This is a genomic window from Cupriavidus sp. SK-3, from assembly GCF_000611145.1.
Taxonomy (GTDB): domain Bacteria; phylum Pseudomonadota; class Gammaproteobacteria; order Burkholderiales; family Burkholderiaceae; genus Cupriavidus.
On the sequence record NZ_JFJV02000018.1, the window covers coordinates 11,010 to 36,692 of the forward strand.

24 protein-coding genes are annotated in these 25,683 nt (G+C 66.4%); 10 read left to right on the top strand and 14 right to left on the bottom strand.

Annotation, left to right across the window (positions count from 1 at the left end; translation table 11 throughout):
• Window positions 1–64 precede the first annotated feature (64 nt).
• Both dnaE and CF70_RS01295 read left to right on the top strand, forming a co-directional pair.
• On the top strand, window positions 65–3,577 hold the full coding sequence (gene dnaE / locus CF70_RS01290) for a DNA polymerase III subunit alpha (RefSeq protein ID WP_035859397.1): 3,513 nt from the start codon (window positions 65–67) through the stop codon (window positions 3,575–3,577).
• A gap of 90 nt (window positions 3,578–3,667) precedes the next feature.
• Window positions 3,668–4,921, top strand: a complete 1,254-nt coding sequence (locus CF70_RS01295) for a glycosyltransferase (protein WP_035859399.1) — start codon at window positions 3,668–3,670, stop codon at window positions 4,919–4,921.
• Here the strand turns inward: CF70_RS01295 and CF70_RS01300 are convergent.
• Window positions 4,872–5,636 carry a glycosyltransferase family 2 protein gene (locus tag CF70_RS01300; protein ID WP_035859401.1) on the bottom strand — a complete coding sequence of 255 codons (765 nt, stop codon included), beginning with the start codon at window positions 5,634–5,636 and terminating at the stop codon, window positions 4,872–4,874. The two genes, CF70_RS01295 and CF70_RS01300, sit on opposite strands and share 50 nt — an antisense overlap.
• Before the next feature lie 11 nt (window positions 5,637–5,647).
• Here CF70_RS01300 and CF70_RS01305 point away from each other — a divergent pair, with 11 nt between their 5' ends.
• The 3 genes from CF70_RS01305 to CF70_RS01315 all read left to right on the top strand — a co-directional run bounded on the left by CF70_RS01305 (window position 5,648) and on the right by CF70_RS01315 (window position 9,338).
• Window positions 5,648–6,898, top strand: coding sequence for an O-antigen ligase family protein (locus CF70_RS01305; protein WP_035859403.1), 1,251 nt, complete (start codon window positions 5,648–5,650; stop codon window positions 6,896–6,898).
• Window positions 6,895–8,664 carry a lipid A export permease/ATP-binding protein MsbA gene (msbA, locus tag CF70_RS01310; protein ID WP_035859405.1) on the top strand — a complete coding sequence of 590 codons (1,770 nt, stop codon included), beginning with the start codon at window positions 6,895–6,897 and terminating at the stop codon, window positions 8,662–8,664. Before CF70_RS01305 ends, msbA begins: the two co-directional genes overlap by 4 nt.
• 83 nt (window positions 8,665–8,747) lie before the next feature.
• Complete coding sequence (locus tag CF70_RS01315) at window positions 8,748–9,338, top strand: peroxidase-related enzyme (protein WP_035859407.1); 591 nt, start codon at window positions 8,748–8,750, stop codon at window positions 9,336–9,338.
• 88 nt (window positions 9,339–9,426) lie between these two features.
• Here the strand turns inward: CF70_RS01315 and CF70_RS01320 are convergent, their stop codons facing one another.
• The 9 genes from CF70_RS01320 to CF70_RS01360 form a co-directional block, all read right to left on the bottom strand.
• Window positions 9,427–9,939 carry a hypothetical protein gene (locus CF70_RS01320; RefSeq protein ID WP_051647957.1) on the bottom strand — a complete coding sequence of 171 codons (513 nt, stop codon included), beginning with the start codon at window positions 9,937–9,939 and terminating at the stop codon, window positions 9,427–9,429.
• Between the two features lie 124 nt (window positions 9,940–10,063).
• The gene (gene rng, locus CF70_RS01325) at window positions 10,064–11,530 is read right to left on the bottom strand and encodes a ribonuclease G (protein WP_035859409.1); all 1,467 of its coding nucleotides are present in this window, start codon (window positions 11,528–11,530) and stop codon (window positions 10,064–10,066) included.
• A gap of 124 nt (window positions 11,531–11,654) precedes the next feature.
• Window positions 11,655–12,278 (bottom strand): Maf family protein, encoded by a 624-nt coding sequence (locus tag CF70_RS01330; protein WP_081861993.1) that lies wholly within the window; start codon window positions 12,276–12,278, stop codon window positions 11,655–11,657.
• A 92-nt stretch (window positions 12,279–12,370) separates the two neighbouring features.
• Window positions 12,371–12,841: a 23S rRNA (pseudouridine(1915)-N(3))-methyltransferase RlmH gene (gene rlmH / locus CF70_RS01335; protein ID WP_035859413.1), complete on the bottom strand. Its 471-nt coding sequence runs from the start codon at window positions 12,839–12,841 to the stop codon at window positions 12,371–12,373.
• A 23-nt stretch (window positions 12,842–12,864) separates the two neighbouring features.
• Window positions 12,865–13,623 (bottom strand): ribosome silencing factor, encoded by a 759-nt coding sequence (gene rsfS, locus CF70_RS01340; RefSeq protein WP_035859414.1) that lies wholly within the window; start codon window positions 13,621–13,623, stop codon window positions 12,865–12,867.
• 14 nt (window positions 13,624–13,637) lie between these two features.
• The gene (locus CF70_RS01345; RefSeq protein ID WP_035859416.1) at window positions 13,638–14,399 is read right to left on the bottom strand and encodes a nicotinate-nucleotide adenylyltransferase; all 762 of its coding nucleotides are present in this window, start codon (window positions 14,397–14,399) and stop codon (window positions 13,638–13,640) included.
• A gap of 10 nt (window positions 14,400–14,409) precedes the next feature.
• Window positions 14,410–15,321, bottom strand: coding sequence for an oxygen-dependent coproporphyrinogen oxidase (gene hemF / locus CF70_RS01350; protein WP_035859418.1), 912 nt, complete (start codon window positions 15,319–15,321; stop codon window positions 14,410–14,412).
• 198 nt (window positions 15,322–15,519) lie between these two features.
• The gene (purD, locus tag CF70_RS01355; protein ID WP_035859419.1) at window positions 15,520–16,788 is read right to left on the bottom strand and encodes a phosphoribosylamine--glycine ligase; all 1,269 of its coding nucleotides are present in this window, start codon (window positions 16,786–16,788) and stop codon (window positions 15,520–15,522) included.
• Between the two features lie 105 nt (window positions 16,789–16,893).
• Window positions 16,894–17,619, bottom strand: a complete 726-nt coding sequence (locus tag CF70_RS01360) for a YebC/PmpR family DNA-binding transcriptional regulator (RefSeq protein ID WP_035859421.1) — start codon at window positions 17,617–17,619, stop codon at window positions 16,894–16,896.
• Between the two features lie 256 nt (window positions 17,620–17,875).
• Here CF70_RS01360 and CF70_RS01365 point away from each other — a divergent pair, with 256 nt between their 5' ends.
• Window positions 17,876–19,423 (top strand): helicase HerA-like C-terminal domain-containing protein, encoded by a 1,548-nt coding sequence (locus tag CF70_RS01365; protein WP_035859422.1) that lies wholly within the window; start codon window positions 17,876–17,878, stop codon window positions 19,421–19,423.
• Between the two features lie 29 nt (window positions 19,424–19,452).
• Here the strand turns inward: CF70_RS01365 and CF70_RS34390 are convergent, their stop codons facing one another.
• The 3 genes from CF70_RS34390 to CF70_RS01375 all read right to left on the bottom strand — a co-directional run bounded on the left by CF70_RS34390 (window position 19,453) and on the right by CF70_RS01375 (window position 21,462).
• Complete coding sequence (locus CF70_RS34390) at window positions 19,453–19,599, bottom strand: DUF3149 domain-containing protein (protein WP_081861985.1); 147 nt, start codon at window positions 19,597–19,599, stop codon at window positions 19,453–19,455.
• A gap of 137 nt (window positions 19,600–19,736) precedes the next feature.
• Window positions 19,737–20,387 carry a uracil phosphoribosyltransferase gene (gene upp, locus CF70_RS01370; protein WP_035859424.1) on the bottom strand — a complete coding sequence of 217 codons (651 nt, stop codon included), beginning with the start codon at window positions 20,385–20,387 and terminating at the stop codon, window positions 19,737–19,739.
• Between the two features lie 112 nt (window positions 20,388–20,499).
• Entirely contained in the window at window positions 20,500–21,462 is a 963-nt protein-coding gene (locus CF70_RS01375) for a Bug family tripartite tricarboxylate transporter substrate binding protein (RefSeq protein ID WP_035859426.1), read from the bottom strand.
• Window positions 21,463–21,854: 392 nt separating this feature from the next.
• Between CF70_RS01375 and CF70_RS01380 the strand changes: the two genes are divergently transcribed.
• From CF70_RS01380 to CF70_RS01395, 4 genes are all read left to right on the top strand, one after another.
• Window positions 21,855–22,865, top strand: coding sequence for a DMT family transporter (locus CF70_RS01380; RefSeq protein ID WP_414629417.1), 1,011 nt, complete (start codon window positions 21,855–21,857; stop codon window positions 22,863–22,865).
• Between the two features lies 1 nt (window position 22,866).
• Window positions 22,867–23,655 carry an SDR family oxidoreductase gene (locus tag CF70_RS01385; RefSeq protein ID WP_035859428.1) on the top strand — a complete coding sequence of 263 codons (789 nt, stop codon included), beginning with the start codon at window positions 22,867–22,869 and terminating at the stop codon, window positions 23,653–23,655.
• A gap of 99 nt (window positions 23,656–23,754) precedes the next feature.
• Window positions 23,755–24,156: a methylglyoxal synthase gene (locus CF70_RS01390; RefSeq protein WP_035859430.1), complete on the top strand. Its 402-nt coding sequence runs from the start codon at window positions 23,755–23,757 to the stop codon at window positions 24,154–24,156.
• Between the two features lie 106 nt (window positions 24,157–24,262).
• Window positions 24,263–25,237 (top strand): quinone oxidoreductase family protein, encoded by a 975-nt coding sequence (locus CF70_RS01395; RefSeq protein ID WP_035859432.1) that lies wholly within the window; start codon window positions 24,263–24,265, stop codon window positions 25,235–25,237.
• A gap of 10 nt (window positions 25,238–25,247) precedes the next feature.
• Here the strand turns inward: CF70_RS01395 and CF70_RS01400 are convergent, their stop codons facing one another.
• The gene (locus CF70_RS01400) at window positions 25,248–25,541 is read right to left on the bottom strand and encodes a YkvA family protein (protein ID WP_035859434.1); all 294 of its coding nucleotides are present in this window, start codon (window positions 25,539–25,541) and stop codon (window positions 25,248–25,250) included.
• Window positions 25,542–25,683 lie beyond the last annotated feature (142 nt).

Below are 25,683 nucleotides of genomic sequence, written 5' to 3' on the forward strand. Positions count from 1 at the left end.
TGCCGTGCGGTCCGTGGTGCAAAGAAGGCGGGCGAGGGCATGCCGAGCCGGTACAATTACGCCCATGTCTGCACCTCGCTTCGTTCATCTCCGTCTCCATTCCGAATACTCCGTCGTCGATGGCATCGTGCGTCTTGAGGACGCCGTCGAGGCCGCCGCCGCCGATGGCATGGGCGCGCTCGCCCTGACCGACCTGGCCAACGCCTTCGGCCTGATCCGCTTCTACAAGGAAGCGCGCGGCGGCGGCGTCAAGCCCGTGGTCGGCGCCGACGTCTGGCTGACCAACGCCGACGATCGCGACAAGCCCACGCGGCTGCTGCTGCTGGTCCAGGACCGGCGCGGCTACCTCAACCTGTGCGTGCTGCTGTCGCGCGCATGGCTGTCGAACCAGTACCGCGGCCGCGCCGAGATCGATCCGGCCTGGTTTGACGAGGCCGGTGAAGAGGGCTTGCCGCTGGCCACCGGCATGATCGCGCTTTCCGGTGCGATGGGCGGTGATATCGGCGTGGCGCTGGCCAATGGCAATGAGGCGGTAGCGGCACAAGCCGCGGCGCACTGGGCCAAGGTCTTCCCGCAGCGTTTCTACATTGAACTGCAGCGTGCCGGCCAGCCCGGCACCGATGCCTATGTGCAGCAGGCGGTGCAGTTGGCGTCCAAAATGCGCCTGCCGGTGGTGGCAACGCATCCGGTGCAGTTCATGACCGCCGACGACTTCACCGCGCACGAGGCCCGCACCTGCATCGCCGAAGGCGAACTGCTGGCCAATCCGCGCCGCACGCGGCGTTTCACCACCGACCAGTATTTCAAGTCCCAGGACGAGATGTGCGCGCTGTTCGCCGACATCCCGTCCGCGCTGGAAAACGCGGTACAGATCGCGCGCCGCTGCAACCTCACGCTGGAACTGGGCAAGCCGCGCCTGCCGCTGTTCCCCACGCCCGACGGCATGTCGCTCGACGACTACCTCGTGCACCTGGCCAAGGAAGGCCTGGAAAAGCGCATGGCGGTGCTGTTCCCCGACGAGGCTGTACGCGAGGCAAAGCGCCCCGAGTACTACGCCCGCCTGGAGTTCGAGACCGGCACCATCATCAAGATGGGCTTCCCCGGCTACTTCCTGATCGTGGCGGACTTTATCAACTGGGCCAAGAACAATGGCGTGCCGGTAGGGCCGGGGCGCGGCTCCGGCGCCGGTTCGCTGGTGGCCTATGCGCTCGGCATCACCGACCTGGACCCGCTCAAATACGCGCTGCTGTTCGAACGTTTCCTGAACCCGGAACGGGTTTCGATGCCCGACTTCGACATCGACTTCTGCCAGCACGGCCGTGATCGCGTGATCACTTACGTGAAGGAGAAGTACGGACACGCAGCCGTCTCGCAGATCGCGACTTTCGGCACCATGGCCGCCAAGGCCGCGGTGCGCGACGTGGGCCGCGTGCTCGACCTGGGCTACGGTTTCGTCGACGGCATCGCCAAGCTGATTCCGTTCAAGCCGGGCAAGCTCGTCACCATCGAGGAAGCCAAGAAGGAAGAGCCGCTCCTGACCGAGCGTGAGAAGAACGAAGAAGAAGTGCGCCAGTTGCTGGAGCTGGCGCAGCGCGTGGAAGGCATGACGCGCAACGTCGGCATGCACGCCGGCGGCGTGCTGATCGCGCCAGGCAAGCTGACCGATTTCTGCCCGCTCTATACCCAGGGCGCGCAGAACGACGGCATGAGCGGCGTGGTCAGCCAGTACGACAAGGACGACGTGGAAGCGGCAGGCCTGGTCAAGTTCGACTTCTTGGGCCTGACCACGCTGACCATCCTGGACTGGGCTGAACGCTATATCCGCCGGCTCGATCCGACCAGGGCGGACTGGAACTGCAGCCACATTCCGCTCGACGATGGCCCCGCCTTCGACATCCTCAAGACGGCCAACACGGTAGCCGTGTTCCAGCTGGAAAGCCGCGGCATGCAGGGCATGCTGAAGGACGCCAAGCCCGACCGCTTCGAGGACATCATCGCGCTGGTGGCGCTCTACCGCCCGGGCCCGATGGACCTGATTCCCAGCTTCTGCGCGCGCAAGCACGGTCGCGAGAAGGTGGAGTACCCGGACCCGCGCGTCGAGCCGGTGCTCAAGGAGACCTACGGCATCATGGTCTACCAGGAGCAGGTGATGCAGATGGCGCAGATCATCGGCGGCTACTCGCTGGGCGGCGCCGACTTGCTGCGCCGCGCCATGGGTAAGAAGAAGGCCGAGGAAATGGCCCAGCACCGCGAGCTGTTCCGCGCGGGCGCGGCCAAGAACGGCCTGACCGCCGAGAAGGCCGACGACACCTTCGACCTGATGGAGAAGTTCGCGGGCTACGGCTTCAACAAGTCGCACGCGGCCGCCTATGCGCTGCTGGCCTATTACACGGCCTGGCTCAAGGCGCACCATCCGGCCGAATTCATGGCAGCCAATATGTCGCTCGCCATGGACGACACCGACAAGGTCAAGATCCTGCACGAGGATTGCAAGCTCAACCACCTCAAGGTGCTGCCGCCCGACGTCAACGCCAGCGAATACCGCTTCGCGCCGACCGATGCCAGGACGATCCGCTACGGCCTGGGCGGCATCAAGGGCTCGGGGCAGGGCGCCATCGAAGACATCCTGCGTGCTCGCGAGGAAAAGCCCTTCACCGACCTGTTCGACTTCTGCGAGCGCGTCGACCGCCGCCAGGTCAACCGCCGCACCATCGAGGCGCTGATCCGCGCCGGCGCCTTCGACAGCCTCAATGACAATCGCGGCCAGTTGCTTGCCTCCGTGTCGCTCGCGATGGAGGCCGCCGAGCAGAAGGCCGAGTCGGCCAACCAGGTCTCGCTGTTCGACCTGATGGCCGACGCCGGTGAATCGCACCGTCCCGAACTGGTCGACGAGCCGCGCTGGCCCCCCAAGCGCACGCTGCAGGAAGAAAAGCAGGCCCTGGGGTATTACTTCTCGGGGCACCTGTTCGATGCCTATCGTGACGAAGTCGGCCGCTTCCTCAAAGGCACGCTGGCCGGGCTGGAGAAGGAAGTACAGGGCAATGGCGGCGGCTATGGCCGCGATGTGCGCGGCAAGGTGATCGCCGGCGTCATTACCGGCATGCGTACCCAGATGACGCAGCGCGGCAAGATGCTGATCGTCTTGCTCGACGACGGCACCGGGCAGGTCGAGATGACCGTGTTCAACGAATTGTTCGACGCCAACCGCCATATGTTCCGCGAGGACGAGATGGTGATCGTGCAAGGCAACGCCCGCCACGACACCTTTACCGGCGGCGTGCGTTTCACCGCCGAATCGGTGATGGACCTGGTGGCGGCGCGTGCCAAGTACGCCGAAGCGGTCGGCCTGGCTTTCAATGGCAATGCCTCTACCGAGCTGTTGCGCGAACTGCTCACGCCCTACCTGGCGACGGTGGCCAACAGCCCTGGCTTGCCGGTGCGCATCAGCTATGCCACCACCGGTGCCCGCTGCGAGGCGGAGCTGGGCCGGCAATGGCTGGTCACGCCGTCCGAGGATGCCCTCGCGAGCTTCCGCTCGGCCTTGTCGGGCGAGAACGTTCGCATGCTGTACGGCTGACCCGGGCTGCCGGCAGGGCGGCAACGGCATTGCGCCGCCCTGATCGGTATTGCTGCCATCCCGTCATTCCATGGATCACACAAGCCCCGCATGGCCAAGCAACGCATCCTCTTTCACCTGACCCACTTCCTGCGCGGCGGCATCGAGACCTCGCTGGTGTCGCTGCTCGCCTCGCTGGATCGCGAACGCTTCGAGATAGGCCTGACCCTGACCTATCCGACCGAAGCACTGGAGACCCATTTCCGCGCGCTGTTGCCGCCGGACGTCAAGCTCCACATCCTCGCGCCGGAAGCCTGGCTGTCGCATTGCCGGCAACTGAAGAAAGCGGGCAAGCTGGGCCCGCTTGGAAAGATCTACGAGGAAGTGCTGTTGCCGCCGCTGCGCAAGCCGCTGGTCAACCGGCGCTTTCGCGGCATCCTGCGCGACTATGACCTGGTGATCGACTACGACATGTCGCTGTCGCGGCTGACGGGGCGGTTGCCGGTGCCGATGATTGGCTACCAGCATTTCAGCGTGGCGCACCTTGAGCGCGAGAACCGCCGCAAGCTGCGCAAGCTGCGGCGCCAGTGCCGCGAGCACTATGACCGCATCGTCGTGCTCAATGACACCATGCTGGCGGATGCGCGGGCGCTGATTCCCGAGGCGGCCGGCAAGTTCATCCGCCTCTACAACGCCACCGATCTCGACCGCATTCGCGCGCTCGGCAAGGCACCGTTCAGCCCGCCGGCGCATCCCTACATCGTTTCGGTGGGGCGGTTGGAGGAGAGCCAGAAGGATTTCACCACGCTGCTGCGGGCCTACGCGGCGCTGGTCAGGGGCACGGGTTTGCGCGAGCGGCTGGTGCTGGTGGGCGACGGCGCTTCACGCGGCCGGCTTGAGGCGCTCGCGCGCGAGCTGGGTATCAGCGAGCGCGTCAGCTTTGCCGGCTTCCAGCCCAATCCCTATGCCTGGATCCACCATGCGCGGCTGATGGCATTCAGCTCCAAGATGGAGGGACTGCCGAATGTGCTGCTGGAGGGCATGGCGCTCGGCCAGTTCGTGGTGAGCACCGATTGCCCGGTGGGCCCGAGCGAGATCCTGGCCGAGGGCAAGGCCGGGCTGCTGACGCCGGTTGGTGATGTGCCCGCGCTGGCGGAGGCGATTCGCCGCGGGCTGGAGGACGAGCCGCTGCGTGCCCGGCTGCTGGCCTATGCGGCGGTCCATATCGAGCAGATGGGCTTTGGCCCGACCTCGGCAGCTTTCGGCGCTTGCGTCGACGATCTGCTGGGCGCCCCTGGTGCGGGGGCGGCAGTCCTTACCGCGGCTGCTCCTGCCGTTTCTGCTGCTGCAGGTACCACAGCTTGATGTACTTGTAGTAGCTGGCCTGGCCGTTCATCAGCGCCACGCCGAGGCCTTGCGCGCCATCCAGAAAGCCGCGGCGCAGCAGGTAGGTCCGCAGGAAGGCCCAGGCGCCATGCAGCACGGCGCTGGCGGGCGAGGCCGTCTTGCCGCGCGCCAGGCCTTGCCGGGCGCCCAGGGTGGAGTATTGGTCGATCTTGCGCAGCACCTGCGAAAAGTCGTCGTAGGTGTAATGCAACAGCGGCGTGTTCAGCTTGCCGGTGGGGCCGTCGGAGATCACGCGTTCATGCACGAGATCGTCGGTGAAGCGGGCGCGGCCGCGCCGGAACAACCGTGTGACGTAGTCGGGATACCAGCCGCCGTGGCGGATAAAACGGCCGCAGAAACGCGACAGGCGCGGCATCTCGTAGGCGTCGGCCTGGCCGGACGCGATCGCCGCGAGGATCTCGTCGCGCAGCTCGGGGGTGACCCGTTCGTCGGCGTCGATGGAGAAGATCCAGTCGCTGTCCGCCTTCGACACCGCCAGGTTTTTCTGGGCGCCGAAACCCGGCCAGTGCTCGGTTTCGAAGACCTCGGCACCCAGGCTGCGGGCCAGTTCGACGGTCCCGTCCTGGCTACCCGAATCCACTATAATCGCGCGGTCGCACCAGGACACGCTTTCCAGGCACTCCCGGATATTGTGTGCCTCGTTTTTTGTAATTAGTACGACTGAGATTCTCATAGAGTTTGCTTATGGTGTTTCGTGCGACCAAACAGGCATGGCTGGCCAACGGGCTGGTCCTTGCTTTCCCTGTGCTGCTGCTGAGCGTACCGCGCGGCGCGGGCATCTTCATTGGCGCGGTGGTGCTGGCCATGCTGCTGGGCTGGCGGGGCATGGGCCTGACCATGGCGCAGTATCGCTCCCTGCTGGTCCCGCTCGGGCTAGCCATTCTAGCGGTACTTGTGGTGTGCATCGCATCCAAGCTGCTCTTCGGCCTGCGCTGGAGCGCGATCGATAACCCCACGCGCGTGCTGCTGCTCATGCTGACCTGCCTGGCGGTGCTGCGGCATCGCCCGGACAGCCGCATGCTCTGGCACGGGATTCCGCTGGCGCTGGTGTCCTGCCTGCTGATCGTGGCGTACCAGTTCCTGGTGCTGCATGATGACCGCCCGGCGGCGTGGACCCAGCCTATCGCCTTTGCCAATATGGTGGCGGCGTTCGGGCTGATCGGATTTGCGCGGCCGGGCCATCGCCGGCTCGACCATGCGCTGGCATGGGGGGGGCTGGCGGTGGCGGGTGTCGTGCTGGTCCTCAACGGATCGCGTGGCGCCTGGCTGTCCCTGGCCCTGACCATGGTCCCGCTGCTCGCGGTGCGCTACCGCCGTATCCGGCTGCCGGCCTTTATCGGCATGGTGGCATTGCTGGCGGCGTTAGCGGGTGCGCTCTATCTGGTGCCTGGCAGCCCGGTCGCCAAGCGGGTGGACCTGGTCGGCCAGGATGTTGCGCAGTTCGAGGCCGGCAATGCGGATACCTCGACCGGCGCGCGCCTGCTGATATGGCAAATGGCGGCCAAGGCGTTCGAAGCGCATCCATGGAGCGGGATCGGCCTGAGCCAGTTCCGCCAGCTGACGCAGGCACTGCCGGCCTGCCAGGTCAGCCGCAGCCACCAGTTCTGCCTGGAGCATGCCCACAACGACGTGATGGAGGCGCTTGCTACCATGGGCGTGCCCGGCCTGATTGCCGTCATGTCGATTTTCCTGGTGCCGGCCTGGCTGTTCTTCGGGCTCTTGCGCCAGAGCCGCCGCCAGGGCGACGAGCGTGGCGAGTGCCTCGCCGCGGCTGGGCTGGCGGTCGTCATGGCCAGCCTGATCGGCGGCCTGACCCAGGTCACGATGGCCCACCAGGCCAATATCGTTTTCTATGCCGGCGTGATCGGGCTCTTGCTCGGGCTGGCTGCAGTACAAGCAAAGTATCCCCGGACCGACGGGGTGGAGAAACCGTGAAAGTCCAAGAACAAAATGCCCCCCCGGCACAGGAAGCCGACACCCTGAAGCGAGTCTGGTCATACCTGCGTCCGGAAATGCGCATCTTCATCGTTGCCATCATCGCGATGGCGGCTGTGGCGGGCGCCGAAGGGATCATGCCGAAGGTCGTCAATGACCTGCTCGACAACGGTTTCGGCGGCGCATATGCCGGCAAGCTCTGGCACGTGCCGGCGCTGCTGATTGGCGTGGCACTGGTACGCGGGGTGGCGCAGTTCGCTTCCGGCTACCTGCTCGCCCTGATCTCCAACCGGGTGCTGCTGAAGATGCGTATGCAGATGTTCGAGCGCATGCTGCATGCGCCCGCGCTGTTCTACCATCGCAATACCGCGGCGTCGCTGATCAATGCGGTGATCTTCGAAGTCAACCAGGTCATGCAGATCCTGACCGGCGTGCTGATCACCCTGGTGCGCGACTCGCTCACCGTGTTGGCGCTGCTTGTCTACCTGTTCTATACCAACTGGAGCCTGACGCTGGTGGTGGCGGTGATCCTGCCGGTGATCGGCTTCGTCATGGCCAAGGTCAATCGCCGCCTGCGCCGCCTCAATCGCGACCACCAGGCGCTGACCAACACCGCGGCCTACGTGGTCGAGGAAGCCGCCGGTGGCTACAAGGTGGTCAAGCTGCATGGCGGCGAAGCGTATGAGACGTCGCGTTTCGCGGCCATGGCCGAGCGCCTGCGCGGCTATTCCATGCGCATGGCAGTGGCGGGCGGGCTGAACCAGCCCGTCACGGCATTCCTGGCGGCGCTGGCGCTGTCGGTCATCCTCACCATCGCGATGATCCAGTCGCAGACCAACCACACCACGGTGGGCAGCTTCACCGGCTTTGTGATGGCGATGCTGCTGCTGGTCTCGCCGCTCAAGCACCTGACCGACCTGAACCAGCCGCTGCAGCGCGGCCTGACCGCGGCCGAGATGATCTTCGGCCTGATCGATGAGCCGGTCGAGCCGCAGAACGGCGGGCTGCCGCTTGCGCGTGCGCGTGGCGAGCTGGTATTCGAGAAGGTGGGCTTCCGCTACGGCGATGCCGCCCGTCCGGCGCTGGACAACATCCACTTCAACGTCAGCGCCGGCGAGGTGGTGGCGCTGGTGGGGCCGTCGGGCAGCGGCAAGACCACGCTGGTCAACCTGGTGCCGCGCTTCTTCGACCCGACTGAGGGCCGCATCCTGCTGGACGGCAAGACGATCGACGCGTTCTCGTTGCAAGACCTGCGTCGCCAGATCGCTTTTGTCAGCCAGGAGGTGGTGCTGTTCAATGACACCGTGGCCGCCAATGTTGCCTATGGCGTGCATCCCGCGGCGGACATCGATATGGCGCGCGTCGAGCGCGCGCTGGCCGCCGCCTACCTGACCGATGTGGTCAAGGGCCTGCCGCAAGGGCTCGATACCAATATCGGCGACAACGGCATGAAGCTCTCCGGCGGCCAGCGCCAGCGGATGGCGATCGCGCGTGCTCTTTACAAGGACGCGCCGATCCTGATCCTGGACGAAGCGACCTCGGCACTCGACTCGGAGTCCGAGCGCCAGGTCCAGGCCGCGCTGGAGGCATTGATGGTCGGCCGTACCACGCTGGTGATCGCGCACCGCCTGTCCACCATCGAGAACGCCGATCGTATCGTGGTGCTCGACCACGGCCGGGTGGCGGAGCATGGCACCCACGCCGAACTGCTGTCGGCCGAGGGACTCTACGCCGGACTCCACAAGATCCAGTTCGCCACCCAGTAAGCCGGTTTTTCGCTGCCCGCGGCAGCTGTTGCGGGCGGATCATGCGCAGTGCAAAGAGGGGGATACCCCCGAAGGAGACCACCATGACCGCATCCACGCCGCCGCTGAGCCGCTACCCGGTTCCCGCCATCGCCGAGTTGCCCGAGGACATCCGGGCGCGCATCCTGGAAGTCCAGGACAAGGCAGGTTTCGTACCCAACGTGTTCCTCACGCTGGCCCACCGGCCGGACGAATTCCGCGCCTTCTTCGCCTACCACGACGCGCTGATGCTCAAGGACGGGGGGCTGACCAAGGGCGAGCGCGAAATGATCGTGGTTGCCACCTCGGGCGCCAACCAGTGCCTGTACTGCGTGGTCGCGCATGGCGCCATCCTGCGCATCTACGAGAAAAAACCGGTGCTGGCCGACCAGGTGGCTGTGAACTACCGCAAGGCCGACATCACGCCACGCCAGCGCGCCATGCTCGACTTCGCTCTCAAGGTCTGCCAGACCTCCAGTGAGGTGGACGACGCCGATTTCGCTGCACTGCGCAAGCATGGGTTCAGCGACGAGGACGCCTGGGATATTGCGGCCATCACCGCCTTCTTCGGCTTGTCCAACCGCATGGCCAACACCATCAGCATGCGGCCGAACGAGGAGTTCTACCTGATGGGGCGTGTGCCAAAGGCAAAGTAGGGCGGCCGGCTGCTTTCCGGAGACGGTGCCCGTCGCGCTCGTCTCCGTCTCCTTTTCCTGTTTCCCCGTGCCAGCCGCGTGCTGCGCGCTACCGGATCTGCGCGCACGTGCCGCTGCGCGGGTTGAACAGTACCGGCCACGCCTGTTCATAGATGCCCGGGGTGCAATGCTGCTCGCAATGCGCATGGGCGAGCGTGACGCGCCGCGGATCCTGCCACACCATCAGTGTGCAGCCGCTGTCGTCGATGGCCCGCAGTTCGATGTGCGGAGTCTTGCGCACCTGGCGGAACTCGGCGAGATCGAAATGGCAGGAGCCACGCCTGCCCACCCAGAGTTTCCAGGACAGACTGCGCACGTCATTGCTCACCACTTGCATATGCGCATCCTCGCGGAAGCCGTCTTCCTCGGTGCGCTGGCAATTGGCGGAGATATCGATGTCGCGCGGAACAATTGGCGTGGGCCGTTCGCGGACAACAGCGGGCGCCGCCGCGGGGGGCGCAGGTGCGCGCGCGGCGGGTGGGGCCGGCGGCAGTGTCACGGTGCATGCCGTCAGCGCGGCGACAAAAAGCCACGGCCACAGAGGCCAGCACTTGTTCTTCATGGTGACTCCTTGCGCCCGGTATCGCGGCGCGCGCGATGCACTGGCGATGCACTGGCGAGGCGCATCCCTTATCACTATTTATAGTGGATGGCGCAAGGAAGGCGAGCCCAAACGGCCCGGACTGCTACATCAGGATGATGTCGTACTGCTCCTGGTGGAAGGTCGATTCCACCTGCAGCGAGATTGGCTTGCCGATGAAGTCGCCGAGCATGGCCAGATGCTGGCTTTCTTCCTCCAGGAACAGGTCGATCACTTGCTGCGAGCCGAGGATGCGGAATTCGCGCGGGTTGAACTGGCGCGACTCGCGCATGATTTCGCGCAGGATGTCGTAGCACACCGTGCGCGGCGTCTTGACCTGGCCCTTGCCCGTGCACACGGGGCATTGCTCGCACAGCACGTGCGCCAGCGATTCGCGGGTGCGCTTGCGGGTCATCTCCACCAGCCCGAGTTGCGAGAAGCTGTTGACGGTGATGCGCGTGCGGTCGCGCGACAGTGCGCGCTTGAGTTCCGACAGCACCTGGTCGCGGTGCTCGGTGTTCTCCATATCGATGAAATCGATGATGATGATGCCGCCCAGGTTGCGCAGCCGCAGCTGGCGCGCAATCGTGTGCGCTGCTTCCAGGTTGGTCTTGAAAATCGTGTCGTCGAAGTTGCGCGCGCCGACGTAGCCACCGGTGTTGACGTCGATCGTGGTCATGGCCTCCGTCTGGTCGATCATCAGGTAGCCGCCTGATTTCAGGTCGACCCGGCGCGACAGGGCCTTTTCGATTTCGGCGTCGATATTGAAGAGGTCGAAGACAGGGCGCTCGCCGGTGTAGTGCGACAGGCGCGGCAGCACGGCCGGGGTGTATTCCTCCGCGAACTCCACCAGCTTCTGGTAGTTCTCGCGCGAATCCACCTGAATCACGTTGGTGGCGTCGTTGACGAAGTCGCGCAGCACGCGCTGGGCCAGGTTGAGATCCTGGTACAGCAGGCTGGGCGCGGGCAGGGTGGTGGCATTCTGGCGGATGGAGGCCCAGATCTTGCGCAGGTAGGCAATATCGTTGCCAAGTTCCTCATTGCTGGACTCTTCGGCAATGGTGCGCACGATAAAGCCGCCGCGTTCGTCCGCCGGTACCAGGCTTTGCACGCGCGAGCGCAGGGCTTCGCGGTCGACCTCGCCCTCGATGCGCTGGGAGATGCCGATGTGCGGGTCCTGTGGCAGGTAGACCAGGGTGCGTCCGGCGATGCTCACCTGGGTGGACAGGCGCGCGCCCTTGGTGCCGATCGGATCCTTGATGACCTGCACCATCAGCGCCTGGCCTTCATAGAGCGTCTTCTCGATCGCCAGGGGCGCGGCATTGCCGTTCTTTTCCGGGTCGCGCGGATGCCAGATATCGGCGACGTGCAGGAATGCGGCGCGTTCGAGCCCGATGTCGATAAAGGCGGATTGCATGCCGGGCAGCACACGTACGACCTTGCCCAGGTAGATATTGCCGACGAGCCCGCGTGACAGCGTGCGCTCGACATGGAGTTCCTGCACGGCGGCCTGCTGCACGATGGCCACGCGCGTTTCCTGCGGTGTGATGTTGACGAGGATGTCTTCAGTCATAGTGGATGAAACTCGTCGCCGGCTGACCGGCCAGGGGGTTGTCCGCACTGTGCCGCCATGCGCTCCGGGGCGCTGCCTTGGCCAGGGCAGCCGCGGGGTAGCGGAAAGGGCGGCGGCGGGGTTCTCAGAACCGCAGTTGGGCCTGTCTGAGCAGCGAAGCGGTCTCAAACAGGGGCAAACCCATGATACCCGAATAGCTGCCGTCGATTCGCGCGACGAACTCCGCCGCGCGGCCCTGGATGCCGTAGGCGCCGGCCTTGCCGGCCGGCTCGCCGCTGGCGACATAGGCCGCGACTTCATCGGCCGTCATGGGCCGGAAACTGACCTCGGAGACCGAAAGCGCGTGGCGCAGGCCAAGCGTGGACACGACGGTCACGGCGGTCAGTACGCGGTGGGTGCGGCCTGCCAGCGCCGCCAGCATGCGCGCGGCGTCGGCGTCGTCGGCGGGCTTGCCGAGGATTTCGCCGCCCAGGCAGACGGTGGTGTCCGAGGTCAGGATCGGGGCGTCGGGCAGGGCGCGCCGTTCGCGCCGGCGCAGCGCGGCCTCGGCCTTGAGCGCGCACACGCGCTGCACGTAGTCGTCGGGGCTCTCGCCCGGCAGCACGGTTTCCAGCGCCTCGGCGTCTTCGGTGTCATCGGCCAGCAGCAGTTCGTAGGCGACGCCAAGCTGGGTCAGCAATTCACGCCGGCGCGGGCTCTGGGAGGCGAGGTAGAGGAAGGAATGGGTCACGGCAGGGCAGTCGGGGATCCGGGGAAATGTGCCGGCGGCATGCGCCGCTTCGGTCGCATTGTACCTGCCGGCCTCGCCCGCTGCGTGCCACTGGCGGCAGCCAGCCAGCTTCAGGCGCGATGGTACGGATGATTCTGCGTCACCGACCAGGCGCGGTAAAGCTGCTCGGCCAGCAGCACGCGCACCATGCCATGCGGCATGGTCAGGCTGGACAGGCGCAGCAGCGTCTGCGCGCGCGCCTTCAACGCGGGATCCAGCCCGTCCGCGCCGCCGATCAGGAAGGCGACGTCGCCGCCTTCGCGCTGCCAGTCGCCCAGCTGGGCGGCGAGCTGCACGGTGGTGAGATCGCGCCCGCGCTCGTCCAGTGCCACGATGCGGCATTGCTTGGGCAGCGCCGCCTCGATGCGGGCCGCCTCGCGCTGCATCACGGTGGTGGCGTTATTGCTTGACGAGCGCGCCTCGGGCTTGATTTCGCGCAGCTCGATGCGCAGCTCGGGTGGCATGCGCTTCGCGTACTCGGCGAAACCGGTTTCGATCCAGCCGGGCATCTTGTGGCCAACGGCCACGATCAGCAACTGCATGACGGGAAGCGGAGCGGTTCCGCTCAGGCCGAGCGGGTGGTGCGCTTGCGCGCGGCCGGTGCCTTGGCGGCAGGCGTCTTGGCGGGTGCCTTGGCGGCCGCCTTGGTCGCTGCGGTCTTGGTGGCGGTCTTGCGTGCCGCGCCGGTACCGGCGGCTGTCTTGCGCGGCGCGGCCGACTTGGCCGGTGCCTTGCGTGCCGGGGCCGAGCCCAGCGCGCTGGTCAGGCGTTTCTGTACGGTCGGGGCGCGGTTGGTGGCGATGGCATCCGGGTCGGTGTCTTCATGGCCAAGCGGCGGCGAAGGCTCTTTCATGCCTTCGGGCAGGCGGGCCAGGGCCGGGCGCAGGCCGGTGGCGCGGCGTGCGGTGCGCACCACCGGGCTATCGTCCTCGTCTTCGCCGTCGATGGGCTCGCTGGCCTTGGCCAGGCCCTTCTTGGCGGTGGACAGCTTGAGCCGTACCGGCTTGTCGCCCCAGAGTTCTTCCAGGTTGTAGTACATGCGCAACTGCGGCTGCATGATGTGGACCACCGCGTCGCCGCAGTCCACCAGCACCCATTCGCCCGTTTCCAGCCCTTCCACCGCGACGATATGGCCGCCGGCGTCCTTGACGGTATCGCGGACCGAGGCGGCCAGCGCCTTGGTCTGGCGGTTCGAAGTCCCGCTGGCGATCACCACCCGGTCGAACAGTTCCGTCAGGTGGGTGGTGTCGTACACCTTGATGTCCTGCGCTTTGACATCCTCGAGGCCGTCGACGATGGCGCGTTGCAGTTTACGAATATCCATGGTGCTTTTTCAGTTCAGCTGAGATCGGTTTGGGGGCGGGCCGGGATGGGCAGATCCGACGGGGTCGGCCGATACAGGCCGCGGCTCGCGATGTAGTGTGCCACGCCGGACGGCAGCTGGTCATCTGCCGGTTGTCCGGCAGCCAGGCGTTGGCGTAGGGCGGTGGAGGAGAGGTCGACGGCTAGCGTCTGGTCGATCCACATGCGGCCGGAGGGCATGGATTGTATCAGGTCGGTGGGCGCCCGCCGCGCGGCGAGCTCTTCCCGTACCGGACCATCGAGTTTGGCGAGGTCGAAACCGGGCCGCGTCGCCACGCAAAGGTGCACGTCGGCGAACAGTTCCTGCCAGCCATGCCAGGTGTGCAGGCGCAGCAACTGGTCGGCACCCATGAGCCAGGCCAGCGAAGCGGTGGGACCATAGTGCTGGCGCAGTTCGTGCACGGTATCGACCGTGTAGCTGGGGCCCGCGCGATCGACTTCCATGCGGCTGGCATGGACCAGCGCGCGCGTGTCGGACAGCGCCTGCGCGGCCAGTTCGGTCATGGCGAGGCGGTCGGCGGCGGGGGTGACGTCGTCGCCTTTCTGCCATGACTGGCCGGTCGGGATCCAGACCAGTTCGTCCAGTTCGAGATGCTCGATGCAAAGCCTGGCCAGCGCCACGTGGCCGATATGGGGCGGATCGAAGGTGCCGCCGAGGATGCCGAGGCGGTAGGGGCGGGTGCCGTTGCTTGCGTCTGCCGCGTTGGCGGTGAGCGGTTGTGCGATGTCGTGTGCCATGGGGTTGCCGTCAGGCCCACTCGCGCACGGGCAGGAAGTCGGTGTACAGCGCGCTTTCCGCGCTGCCCGGCTCCGGCTGCCAGTCGTAGCGCCAGCTTGCCAGCGGCGGCATCGACATCAGGATCGATTCGCTGCGTCCGCCCGACTGCAGCCCGAAATGCGTGCCGCGGTCGAATACCAGGTTGAACTCCACATAGCGGCCACGGCGGTAGGCCTGGAATTCCCGCTCGCGTTCGCCATAGGGCGTATCCTTGCGTGCCTGCAGGATCGGCAGGTAGGCCTCCAGGAATGCATCGCCCACGGATTGCATCATGGCAAAGCTGCGATCGAAGCCCAGCGCGGAGAAGTCATCGAAGAAGATGCCGCCAATGCCGCGCGCTTCGCCCCGGTGCTTGAGGAAGAAGTACTCGTCGCACCATTGCTTGAAGCGCGGATAGAGTTCGCCGCCATAGGGCGCGAGCGCATCGCGGCAGGTGACGTGGAAGTGCCTGCAGTCTTCGGTGTTGCCGTAGTACGGCGTCAGGTCCATGCCGCCGCCAAACCACCAGACCGGCTCGGCGCCATCCTTCACCGCCATCAGGCAGCGCACGTTCATGTGCACGGTCGGGACGTAGGGATTGCGCGGGTGGAACACCAGCGAGACGCCCAGCGCCTCGAAGCCGCGGCCGGCCAGCTCGGGCCGGTTGGCCGTGGCCGAGGGCGGCAGCGCGTCGCCGCGCACGTGCGAGAAGCCCACGCCGGCGCGCTCCATTACGGCGCCACCTTCGAGGATACGGGTGCGGCCGCTGCCGCGCAGGCGCTCGGTGGGCGGCTTTTCCCAGGCATCGGTGGAAAACGCCTTGCCGTCGATGGCGGCGACAGCGTCGGTGATACGGTCTTGCAGACCGAGCAGATAGGCACGGACTGCCTGGGAATCGATCATGGTGTGCGGGCGGGTGGCCGGAGCGGTGACGGCCGGGCAGGTCAGTCAATCTGCCCGGCCGTCATGGCGATGTCATGATTGTACTGGCTGGGACAACACTTGGCCGGATTCGGCAAATTCAGCACAAAGCGCCGTAAAGGGCGAAGAAACCGTGGTGAGCGGCCCGCCATGGGCCGCGCGGCAGATCTGTTCGTCCCTTTACCGTTTGATGGCGCGGTAGCCGATGTCGGTGCGGTACTGCATGCCATCGAAGTGGATCTTCTCGGCCGCGCTGTAGGCCGCGCGTTGCGCTGCCTTGACGGTATCCGCCAGCCCTACCACGCACAGGACACGGCCGCCCGTGGTCAGCAGGGTGCCGTCCTTGAGCGTGGTGCCGGCGTGGAAGGTCACGCTTTCCTCCGTCTCGGCCGGGATGCCGGTAATGGCGTCGCCCTTGCGTGGAGCGTCGGGATAGCCATAGGCGGCCATCACCACGCCCAGCGCGGTGCGGCGGTCCCAGTCCAGTTCGATCTCGTCGAGCTTGCCGGTGACCGCGTGCTCCATCACATCGACCAGGTCGGTCTTCAGGCGGGCCAGGATCGGCTGGGTTTCCGGGTCGCCCATGCGGCAGTTGAATTCCAGCGTCTTGAGGTTGCCTTCGGCGTCGATCATCAGGCCGGCGTAGAGGAAGCCGGTGTAGACGATGCCGTCCTTTTCCATGCCGCGCACGGTCGGCATGATGATCTCGCGCAAGGCGCGGGCATGCAGCGCGGGCGTGACCACCGGCGCGGGCGAATACGCACCCATGCCGCCGGTATTGGGGCCGGCGTCGTGATCGAGCAGGCGCTTGTGGTCCTGGCTGGTGGCCAGCGCGAGGACGTTCCTGCCGTCCACCAGCACGATAAAGCTGGCTTCCTCGCCTTCGAGGAATTCCTCGATCACCACGCGCGCGCCGGCATCGCCGAGGCGGTTGTCGGCCAGCATCATGTCGACCGCGGCGTGCGCTTCTTCCAGCGTGGCGGCAACCACCACGCCCTTGCCGGCGGCCAGGCCGTCGGCCTTGATCACGATCGGCGCGCCCTGCGCGTCGATGTAGGCATGCGCCGCGGCGGCGTCGTTGAAGGTCTGGTAGGCGGCGGTCGGGATGCCGTGGCGCTGCATGAACGCCTTGGCGAAATCCTTGGACGATTCCAGCTGGGCCGCCGCTTGCGTGGGGCCGAAGATGCGCAGGCCCTTGGCACGGAAGATATCGACGATGCCGGCCGCCAGCGGCGCCTCGGGGCCGACTACCGTGAAGTGCACGCCCTCGCGCTCGGCAAAGGCGGCCAGCACTTCCGGATCTGTCAGGGGCACGTTCTGCAGACGCTTGTCGAGCGCGGTGCCGCCGTTGCCCGGCGCCACGTACACCACCTGCACCTTGGGCGACTGGGCCAATTTCCAGGCCATCGCGTGTTCACGACCACCCGAGCCGACAACCAATACTTTCATGATCTACTGCCAGAAAAAATGACGCATGCGAAATGCGAAAAGCGGCAGCCATGGCTCATCGAACCGCGCTGCCGCCGTGAGGCGAGGTCTTGCCCGATCCCCGCCTTACTCCTCGATCACCGCGTTGGTGAAGACTTCCTGCACGTCGTCCAGGTTTTCCAGGGCGTCGAGCAGCTTTTGCATCTTGACGGCGTCGTCGCCGGAGAAGCTGACTTCGTTCTGCGGCTTCATCGTGACGTCGGCCATCTCGGCCTTGAAACCCGCGGCTTCCAGCGCGGCCTTGACCGTGGCGAAATCGTTGGGCGGGCACAGCACTTCGATCGATTCGTCGTCGTTGGTGACGACATCGTCGGCGCCGGCTTCCAGCGCGACTTCCATCAGCTTGTCCTCGGCGGTGCCGGGGGCGAACAGGAACTGGCCGCAGTGGGTGAACATGAATGCCACCGAGCCTTCCGTGCCCATGTTGCCGCCGTTCTTGGAGAAGGCATGGCGCACTTCGGCCACGGTGCGGGTACGGTTGTCGGTGAGGCAGTCGACGATGATGGCCGCGCCGGCCAGGCCGTAGCCCTCGTAGCGGATTTCTTCGTAGTTGGCGCCTTCCAGGCCACCCACGCCGCGCTGGATGGCGCGCTGGATGTTGTCCTTCGGCATGTTCGCGTCCATCGCCTTGTCCATGGACAGGCGCAGGCGCGGGTTGGAATCGGCATCGCCGCCGCCGAGCTTCGCGGCGACGGTGATTTCCTTGATCAGGCGGGTCCAGACCTTGCCGCGCTTGGCGTCAGCGGCGGCTTTCTTGTGTTTGATATTGGCCCATTTTGAGTGACCGGCCATGATTCTCTCCGAAGCGCAAAACGTTTGATGCGCGCGCCCTGACGGCGCGCGCCGGCCGGGCCGGGCGAACAACGGGTGATCGGCGGCACGGCTGGATGGTGTTGTGTGTCTGTGAGCCGGCCTGGGGGCTGGCTATAATCAGCCCAGCATTTTATCACGCGGCCCCGCCGCCGCCGGTCCCGCGATCACGGGGGGCGGCGCACGGGCGGGGACGGTCGCGGCGATGCCGCTGTGCTGCCTGCCAACCTGAGAAACCATGGCCGAACCCATCCTCATCGCCAAGAACGCCGAGCTCGAACTTGCCCTGCTGCCCGAGATGGGCAACCGGCACGGCCTGATCACCGGCGCCACCGGCACCGGCAAGACCGTGACGCTGCAAAGCCTGGCCCAGGGTTTTTCGCGGCTGGGCGTGCCGGTCTTCATGGCTGACGTCAAAGGTGACCTGACCGGCATCTCCCAGCCGGGCAAGCTCTCCGACAAGCTCAAGGCGCGCCTGGCGGACCTGGGCCTGCCCGAGCCGGTGTGGGGCGCCTGCCCTACCACGCTGTGGGACGTATTCGGGCAGAAGGGCCATCCCGTGCGGGCGACGGTCTCGCATATGGGGCCGCTGCTGCTGTCGCGCATGCTGGACCTCAACGACACCCAGCAGGGCGTGCTCAACCTGGTATTCCGCATCGCCGACGCCAGCGGGCTGTTGCTGCTCGACGCCAAGGACCTGCGCGCCATGCTGCAGTACGTGGGAGACAACGCCGGGCAGTTCACCACCGAATACGGCAATATCTCGGCAGCCTCGATCGGCGCCATCCAGCGCGGCCTGATGGCGCTGGAATCGCAAGGCGCCGATGCGTTCTTCGGCGAGCCCATGCTCAACCTGGATGATTTCATCCAGACCGAGAACGGGCAGGGCGTGGTGAATATCCTGGCCGCCGACAAGCTGCTGAATTCGCCCAAGCTCTACGCCACCTTCCTGTTGTGGCTGCTGTCGGAACTGTTCGAGAAGCTGCCCGAGGCCGGCGATCTCGACAAGCCCAAGCTGGTGTTCTTCTTCGACGAGGCGCACCTGCTGTTCAACGACGCGCCCAAGGGCCTGCTCGACAAGATCGAGCAGGTGGTGCGCCTGATCCGCTCCAAGGGCGTTGGCGTGTATTTCGTCACGCAGAATCCCGTCGATATTCCCGACACCGTGCTGGGGCAGCTTGGCAACCGCGTGCAGCACGCGCTGCGCGCCTTTACGCCGCGCGACCAGAAGGCCGTCAAGGTGGCGGCGACCACCATGCGCGCCAAGCCTGGCCTGGACCTGGAGAAGGCGATCGGGGAACTCGGCGTAGGTGAGGCGCTGGTGTCGCTGCTCGACGCCAAGGGCATTCCCGGCATGACGGAACGTGCCTGGATAGTGGCGCCCGGCAGCCGGATCGGCCCCATCACCGATGACGAGCGCAAGCAGTTGCTGGCTGCGTCGCTCGTAGCCGGCACCTACGAGCAGGCGATCGATCGCGAGTCGGCCTACGAGAAACTCAAGGGCCGGGCGGCCGTGCCGGCGTCATCTCCATCCACCGCCGGCAACGGCGCGCCAGCGCCCACGGCAGGCCAGCCGGAGCAGGCACCCGCGCAGGGTGGCGGCTGGCTCGACCAGGCGGGCGAGATCTTCGGCGGGCTGACCAAGGGCACCGGCAAGACCGGGCGCGGCGATTCCATCCTGGAGTCGATGGCCAAGTCGGCGGCGCGCACGGTCGGCTCGCAAGTCGGGCGCGAGCTGATCCGTGGCGTGCTGGGCAGCCTGCTGGGTTCCGGCAAGAAGAAATAGGCGAAAGCCGGAAGGCGCCGGCGGCCGGTTCAGCGGCGTTGCGCCGCCGCCTCGTCTTCCCGCATCTTGCGCAGGAACAGCCGGGTGAAGAACCACCCCATGCCGATGATGAAGCCAATGACGCCGAGGCTCATCAGCCCGGTGCCGGTGGTAAACAGGATCTTCAAGGCTGCCATCTGGGTCTCCCTGGTCAGGCACGGCACACCGGATCATGTGCCGTTGCCGCCAGTCTAGGCAGACCCCTCGCCGCGCGGGTTGAGGCGGATCAAGCCGGGCGCAGAGAGCGCGGCTCGAGCCGTTTTCAAGGGAACGCTCAGTTCTTGGTCCCGAACAGCCGGTCGCCGGCGTCGCCCAGGCCCGGAATGATGTAGGCGTGCTCGTCCAGATGGCTATCCAGCGAGGCCACGAACAGCTTCACGCCTGGATGCGCCTTCTGGAACACTTCCACGCCTTCCGGCGCAGCCACGAGCGCGACGAAGGTGATCGCTTCGTCCGCGACGCCGCGGCGCTTCAGCACGTCGACCGCGTGCGCGGCGGAGTAGCCGGTGGCGACCATCGGATCGCACAGGATAAAGCTGCGGTCTTCCACATCGGGCAGGCGAACCAGGTATTCCACGGGGCGGTGCTGGTCATCTCGGTAGACGCCGATATGGCCGATGCGCGCCGAGGGAATCAGCTCGACCAGGCCGTCGCTCATGCCCACGCCGGCGCGCAGCACCGGCACGATGGTGAGCTTCTTGCCGGCGATCACGGGTGCATCCAGTTCGACCAGCGGCGTCTCGATGTGGCGCGTGGTGAGCGGCAGGTTGCGCGTGATTTCATAGCCCATCAGCAGCGTGATCTCCCGCAGCAGTTCGCGGAATGTGCGCGTGGACGTGTCCTTGTCGCGCATATGGGAGAGCTTGTGCTGGATCAGCGGGTGATCGAGGATGTACAGCTTGGGGAAACGCGGATCTTGCTTCATGGCGGGTAGGCGGCTGGAGTGGGCGCGATGGCCCGGTGCAGCCGGATTGTAATGGATGCGAAGCCGCGCGCCCCCGGCAGTGTCCCGGCCGGCGGCGCGCGGGGCCCGCCGCTCAATCCACCGAGATGCTGGCGCTCTTGGCGACCTTGCCGAATTTCTCATACTCGGACAGCGTCAGCGACTGCAGTTCCGCCGCGCTCGAGCCTTTCGGGTTGAAGCCCGCCTGGACCAGCTTGTCCTTGACGTCCGCATTACCCAGCGCCTCGACGAAGGCGGCATTGAGCGCCTGCACCACCGGCGCGGGCATGCCGGCGGGTCCGTACACGCCGAACCACGGCTCGACAGCGTAGCCAGCCAGGCCGGCCTCGGCCAGCGTCGGCACATTCGGCAGGGCGGGCGAGCGGCTCTTGCCGGCCACGGCCAGCGCGCGCAGCTTGCCGCCCTGGATGTGCGGCAGCGAGGCGGGCAGGTTGTCGAACATCACCTGCACATGGCCGCCCAGCATATCGTTGATGGCCGGGCTGCTGCCTTTGTATGGCACATGGGTCAGGCCGGCCTGCGTCATCTGCGAGAACATCGCGCCGGCCAGGTGCATCGACGTGCCGGTTCCCGCAGTCGCGTAGGTCAGGCCGGGGTGGGCCTTGGCATAGCTGACCAGTTCCGACACGGTTTTCACCGGCAGGCTGTTGCTGACTTCCAGCACGATGGTCGAGGTGCCTAGCAGGCTCACCGCGGTGAAGTCCTTGCGCGGATCGAATGGCACGTGCTTGTAGATATGCGGGTTGAGCGCATTGGTCGAGATCGCGCCGAAGCCGATGGTGTAGCCATCCGGCGCGGCCTTGGCGACCGCCTCCATGCCGATATTGCCGCCCGCTCCGGGGCGGTTTTCCACCACCACCGGCTGGCCGAGCTTCTCGGCTACTTTCTGGCCGACGGTGCGCGCGACCAGGTCGGTGGTGCCGCCGGCGGCATAGGGCACGATAAAGCGGATCGGCTTGGCGGGAAAATCCGCGGCGCTGGCGGCGCCGGGCAACCAGCCGGCCGCGAGTGCGGCCGCCGCGGCCACGGCGGCCATCAGCGGACGGGCGCCATGCTGGCCGGTCCGTGGCGCGGGACGATTGCCGCGGAAGGCGAAGCGAGGGGACACGAGGGAAAGGGGTACTGCCGTCATGAGTGAATGCTCCTGGTTCTTCTTATTGGGCACGTGTCGCACGCGCCGAGCGGCGAGCTTACGGCAGTTTCAGGATGCCTGCCAGCGGCGCCGTCGCCATCATCCAGCCGAAACCGGAGCCAGTCAGCAGAGGGTGCGTTGCATGGGGGATTCCTCAAGGAAGGTGACATCGCCCAACGGCCGCGCGCAGGGCAATGGCCGCCGGATGCAGTTGACTCTTTTCGAATACAATGGCTCGCGTCTTCAGCGGTCCGCCTTGCCCCCGGCGGCACGCGGCCCTTCTATCCGGCTTTCCCGTGTCCGCATCCCAGCTCTCCAGCACCTGCAGCGTGTCTCCCGCCCAGCCGGCATCGCAGCGCGCCGGCCTTGCCGTGGCCGCCGTCGGCGCCATCCTCTTCTCCGGCAAGGCGATCGTCGCCAAGCTGATGTACCGCTACGACGTCGACGCGGTCATGGTCATCAGCCTGCGCATGCTGTTCGCCGTGCCGCTGTTCATGGCCATCGGCTGGTGGCAGTCGCGCCGGTTGCCGGCGCTGTCCTGGGCCGACCGTGGCCGCATCGTCTTCCTTGGCATCATCGGCTACTACCTGTCGAGCTTCCTCGACTTCCTCGGGCTGCAGTACATCACCGCCGGGCTGGAACGGCTGATCCTGTTTCTGACGCCATCCTTCGTGCTGCTGGCCAGCGCGGTACTGTTCAAACGCAGCATCAGCACCCGGCAATGGCTGTCCTTGCTGCTTGCCTATATAGGCATCGTGCTGGTTTTCGCGCATGATCTCGACGTGAGCGGCAGCGGCGTGTGGCTCGGTGCCGCGCTGGTGCTCGGCAGCGCACTCACCTATGGCATTTACCTGATTGCCTCGGGCGAACTGGTGCAGCGTATCGGGTCGCTGCGGCTCGTGGCCTATGCGATGTGTGTTTCCACCGCCTGCTGCGTGGTGCAATACCTGGTGCTGGGACGTCCGCTGGCGGCGCTGCTGCAGCCGGCGCCGGTGATGTGGCTGTCGCTGGTCAACTCGGTGTTCTGCACGGTGCTTCCGGTGTCGCTGACCATGGTGGCGGTGGCGCGCATTGGCGCGCCGATGGCGTCGCAGGCGGGCATGCTCGGGCCGGTGTCCACCTTGTTTCTCGGCTTCTGGCTGCTGGGCGAGCCGATCACCGGCGTGCAGCTTGCCGGCAGCGCATTGGTGATGGGCGGGATATATTTACTGTCGGCGCGCCCCGGAGCCAGGGGGCGCGGCGGTGTGAAGGGCACGCAGGATAACAAGCAGGCGGGTGGCCGCCTCGATGACACAAGGAGTCGATGAGATGGATCTAGGATTGCGCGGCAAGCATGCGCTGGTGTGCGGCGCCAGCAAGGGTCTCGGTTTTGCCTGCGCCGATGCGCTGGCTGCCGAAGGCGTGGACGTGGTGATCGTGGCGCGCGGCGCCGAGGCGCTGGAAAAGGCGGCGGCGGACCTGCGCGCGCGCCACGGCCGGCGCGTGGTGCCTGTCGCCACCGACATCACCACCCCGGCGGGGCGCAAGCTGGCGCTGGACGCCGTCGCCAAGCTGGGCGACCTGGACATCCTCGTCAACAACGCGGGCGGGCCGCCGCCGGGCAACTTCCGCGACTGGGACCGTGATACCTGGCTGGCAGCGATCGATGCCAATATGCTGACGCCGATCGAACTGATCAAGGCCACGGTGGACGGCATGATCGCGCGCAAATGGGGCCGCATCATCAATATCACCAGCGGTGCCGTCAAGGCGCCGATCGACGTGCTCGGGCTGTCCAACGGCGCACGCTCCGGCCTGACCGGCTTCGTCGCCGGGCTGGCGCGCGAAGTGGCGCAGCATGGCGTGACCGTCAACAACCTGCTGCCCGGCCCGTTCAATACCGACCGCCTCTACAAGACCATGGAAGGCGGCGCCAAGCAGGCCGGCCTGTCCATCGAGGAGGTTGCGCAGCGCCGCGCCGCGCTGAACCCGAGCCGCCGCTTCGGCGAGCCGGCCGAGTTCGGCGCCACCTGCGCTTTCCTGTGCAGCCGCCAGGCGGCCTACATGACCGGGCAGAACGTCCTGCTCGACGGCGGCGCTTACCCCGGCACGTTCTGAGCGCCTGCCCCCCTCCGGGCGGTGGCAGTGCCGCCGCCCGGCGTGTTTCCCGCCGGGCCGTACCGGCCCGGCCTTTGCTGACTGGCCAGGATGACGCCGATGACTCCCCCCCGTATCGCGCTGATCGCGCACGACCACAAGAAAGATGACATCGTGGCCTTTGCCGGCCGCCATCGCGATTTCCTGTCGCGTTGTGAACTGCTGGCAACCGGCACCACGGGCGGCCGCCTGAGCGACGAAATCGGCCTCACGGTGACGCGCATGCTGTCCGGCCCCTGGGGCGGCGACCTGCAGATCGGCGCGCAACTGGCCGAGGGCCGCGTCGGCGTGGTGATCTTTCTGCGCGATCCGATGACACCACAGCCGCACGAACCCGATATCAATGCACTGGTGCGCGCCTGCGACGTGCACAACGTGCCTTGCGCCACCAACGTGGCGACCGCCGACCTGTTGATCGCGGAGCTGCGGCGTATATACCCGGAGCCGGGCAAGCCGGCCTGATCGTTTCCGCGCGGACCGCGCATGACATCGTTTGCCGATGCGCATCGACACGTATCGACACGTATCGACAAGCATCGACAAGCATCAACAGGAACAGGAGCGCGACATGAGCAAAGCCATCCGCATTTTCGAGACCGGCGGCCCCGAGGTGATGCAGTGGGTCGACGTCGAGGTCGGGGATCCCGGCCCCGGCGAGGTCCGCGTGCGGCACGAGGCGGTCGGCCTCAACTACATCGACGTGTACTTCCGCACCGGGCTGTACAAGCAGGCGCTGCCGGGCGGACTCGGCATGGAAGGCGCCGGCGTGGTGGAGGCCGTGGGCGATGGCGTGCGGCACCTCAGCGTGGGCGACCGTGTTGCCTATGCCGGCCGTCCCACGGGCGCGTATGCGCAGGTGCGGGTCATGCCGGCCGATATCGTGGTGCGCCTGCCCGATGCCATCTCGTTCGAGCAGGGCGCGGCGATGATGCTGCAGGGCCTGACCACGCAATACCTGGTGCGCGACAGCTACCGGGTACAGCCGGGCGATACGGTGCTGCTGCACGCCGCCGCGGGCGGCGTTGGCCTGATCGCCAGCCAGTGGCTCAAGGCGCTGGGCGCCACGGTGATCGGTACCGCCGGCAGTGACGAAAAAGCTGCGCTGGCGCGCGCGCATGGTTGCGACCACACCATCGTCTATACCCGCGAATCGTTCGTGGACAGGGTCAGGGAAATCACTGGCGGCAAGGGCGTCGCGGCGGTTTACGATTCAGTCGGCAAGGATACTTTCAATGGCTCGCTGGATTGCCTGAAGCCGCGCGGCACCCTGGTGGTGTTCGGCAATGCATCGGGTCCGGTGCCGCCGTTCGATCTCTCGTTGCTGGGCAACAAAGGCTCGCTGCGCGTCACGCGGCCGACGCTGATGACTTACGTGGTACACCGCGAGCTGCTCGAGCCGATGGCTGCCGAACTGTTCGAAATGGTGACCAGCGGCCGGGTCCGGATCGAGGTTCGCCAGCGTTATGCGCTGGCGGATGTGGCACAGGCGCATCGCGATCTCGAAGGCCGCAAGACCACCGGCACCACGATCCTGCTGCCCTGAGCGGCGCGCGCTAGCGGGCGCGCACCGTGGTGGCGCCGGCGCGCAGCTCGGCCTGCCGCAGCACATGCGGCGGCAGGCGCTTGAGCATGAAGTGCACCGCCAGCGGAATCAGCACCACGTCGTCCACGATGCCCAGGCCAAGGATAAAGTCGGGAATCAGGTCGATGGGCGAAATGGCATAGAGCACCAGGCCGAACGTGGCCGGCCGCAGCCAGGGCGGTGCGTCGGGATGGCGCAGCGCGAACCACAGCAAGCGGCCGTCGCGTCGCAGCAGCGTCCACAGTGCTGAAAATCGTTTCCACATGAGAGGCCTCCTTCACTTTGCATTTGCGACGTGGCCAGGTTGGGCCACCTGCAGATAGCTTGGGCCAATCCACGGGGCTTCAAGTTCCGTAGGGGGGAGTCCGGGCAGGGGAGGACTATGGGGAGGAGCGGCGGGGGCCGGG

Excerpts from the sequence above, each read along its gene's own strand:
- CF70_RS01300 (WP_035859401.1), bottom strand. The coding sequence starts at position 5,636 with ATGAGAATCTCAGTCGTACTAATTACAAAAAACGAGGCACACAATATC.
- rlmH (WP_035859413.1), bottom strand. The coding sequence starts at position 12,841 with ATGCAGTTGCTGATCGTGGCCGTTGGCCACAAGATGCCCGGCTGGATC.
- CF70_RS01295 (WP_035859399.1), top strand. The coding sequence starts at position 3,668 with ATGGCCAAGCAACGCATCCTCTTTCACCTGACCCACTTCCTGCGCGGC.
- rng (WP_035859409.1), bottom strand. The coding sequence starts at position 11,530 with ATGACTGAAGACATCCTCGTCAACATCACACCGCAGGAAACGCGCGTG.
- purD (WP_035859419.1), bottom strand. The coding sequence starts at position 16,788 with ATGAAAGTATTGGTTGTCGGCTCGGGTGGTCGTGAACACGCGATGGCC.
- CF70_RS01390 (WP_035859430.1), top strand. The coding sequence starts at position 23,755 with ATGACTCCCCCCCGTATCGCGCTGATCGCGCACGACCACAAGAAAGAT.
- CF70_RS01320 (WP_051647957.1), bottom strand. The coding sequence starts at position 9,939 with ATGAAGAACAAGTGCTGGCCTCTGTGGCCGTGGCTTTTTGTCGCCGCG.
- CF70_RS01400 (WP_035859434.1), bottom strand. The coding sequence starts at position 25,541 with ATGTGGAAACGATTTTCAGCACTGTGGACGCTGCTGCGACGCGACGGC.
- rsfS (WP_035859414.1), bottom strand. The coding sequence starts at position 13,623 with ATGGATATTCGTAAACTGCAACGCGCCATCGTCGACGGCCTCGAGGAT.
- CF70_RS01315 (WP_035859407.1), top strand. The coding sequence starts at position 8,748 with ATGACCGCATCCACGCCGCCGCTGAGCCGCTACCCGGTTCCCGCCATC.
- CF70_RS34390 (WP_081861985.1), bottom strand. The coding sequence starts at position 19,599 with ATGGCAGCCTTGAAGATCCTGTTTACCACCGGCACCGGGCTGATGAGC.
- CF70_RS01365 (WP_035859422.1), top strand. The coding sequence starts at position 17,876 with ATGGCCGAACCCATCCTCATCGCCAAGAACGCCGAGCTCGAACTTGCC.
- CF70_RS01395 (WP_035859432.1), top strand. The coding sequence starts at position 24,263 with ATGAGCAAAGCCATCCGCATTTTCGAGACCGGCGGCCCCGAGGTGATG.
- CF70_RS01305 (WP_035859403.1), top strand. The coding sequence starts at position 5,648 with ATGGTGTTTCGTGCGACCAAACAGGCATGGCTGGCCAACGGGCTGGTC.
- dnaE (WP_035859397.1), top strand. The coding sequence starts at position 65 with ATGTCTGCACCTCGCTTCGTTCATCTCCGTCTCCATTCCGAATACTCC.
- CF70_RS01360 (WP_035859421.1), bottom strand. The coding sequence starts at position 17,619 with ATGGCCGGTCACTCAAAATGGGCCAATATCAAACACAAGAAAGCCGCC.
- CF70_RS01385 (WP_035859428.1), top strand. The coding sequence starts at position 22,867 with ATGGATCTAGGATTGCGCGGCAAGCATGCGCTGGTGTGCGGCGCCAGC.
- CF70_RS01345 (WP_035859416.1), bottom strand. The coding sequence starts at position 14,399 with ATGGCACACGACATCGCACAACCGCTCACCGCCAACGCGGCAGACGCA.
- CF70_RS01375 (WP_035859426.1), bottom strand. The coding sequence starts at position 21,462 with ATGGCCGCCGTGGCCGCGGCGGCCGCACTCGCGGCCGGCTGGTTGCCC.
- hemF (WP_035859418.1), bottom strand. The coding sequence starts at position 15,321 with ATGATCGATTCCCAGGCAGTCCGTGCCTATCTGCTCGGTCTGCAAGAC.
- upp (WP_035859424.1), bottom strand. The coding sequence starts at position 20,387 with ATGAAGCAAGATCCGCGTTTCCCCAAGCTGTACATCCTCGATCACCCG.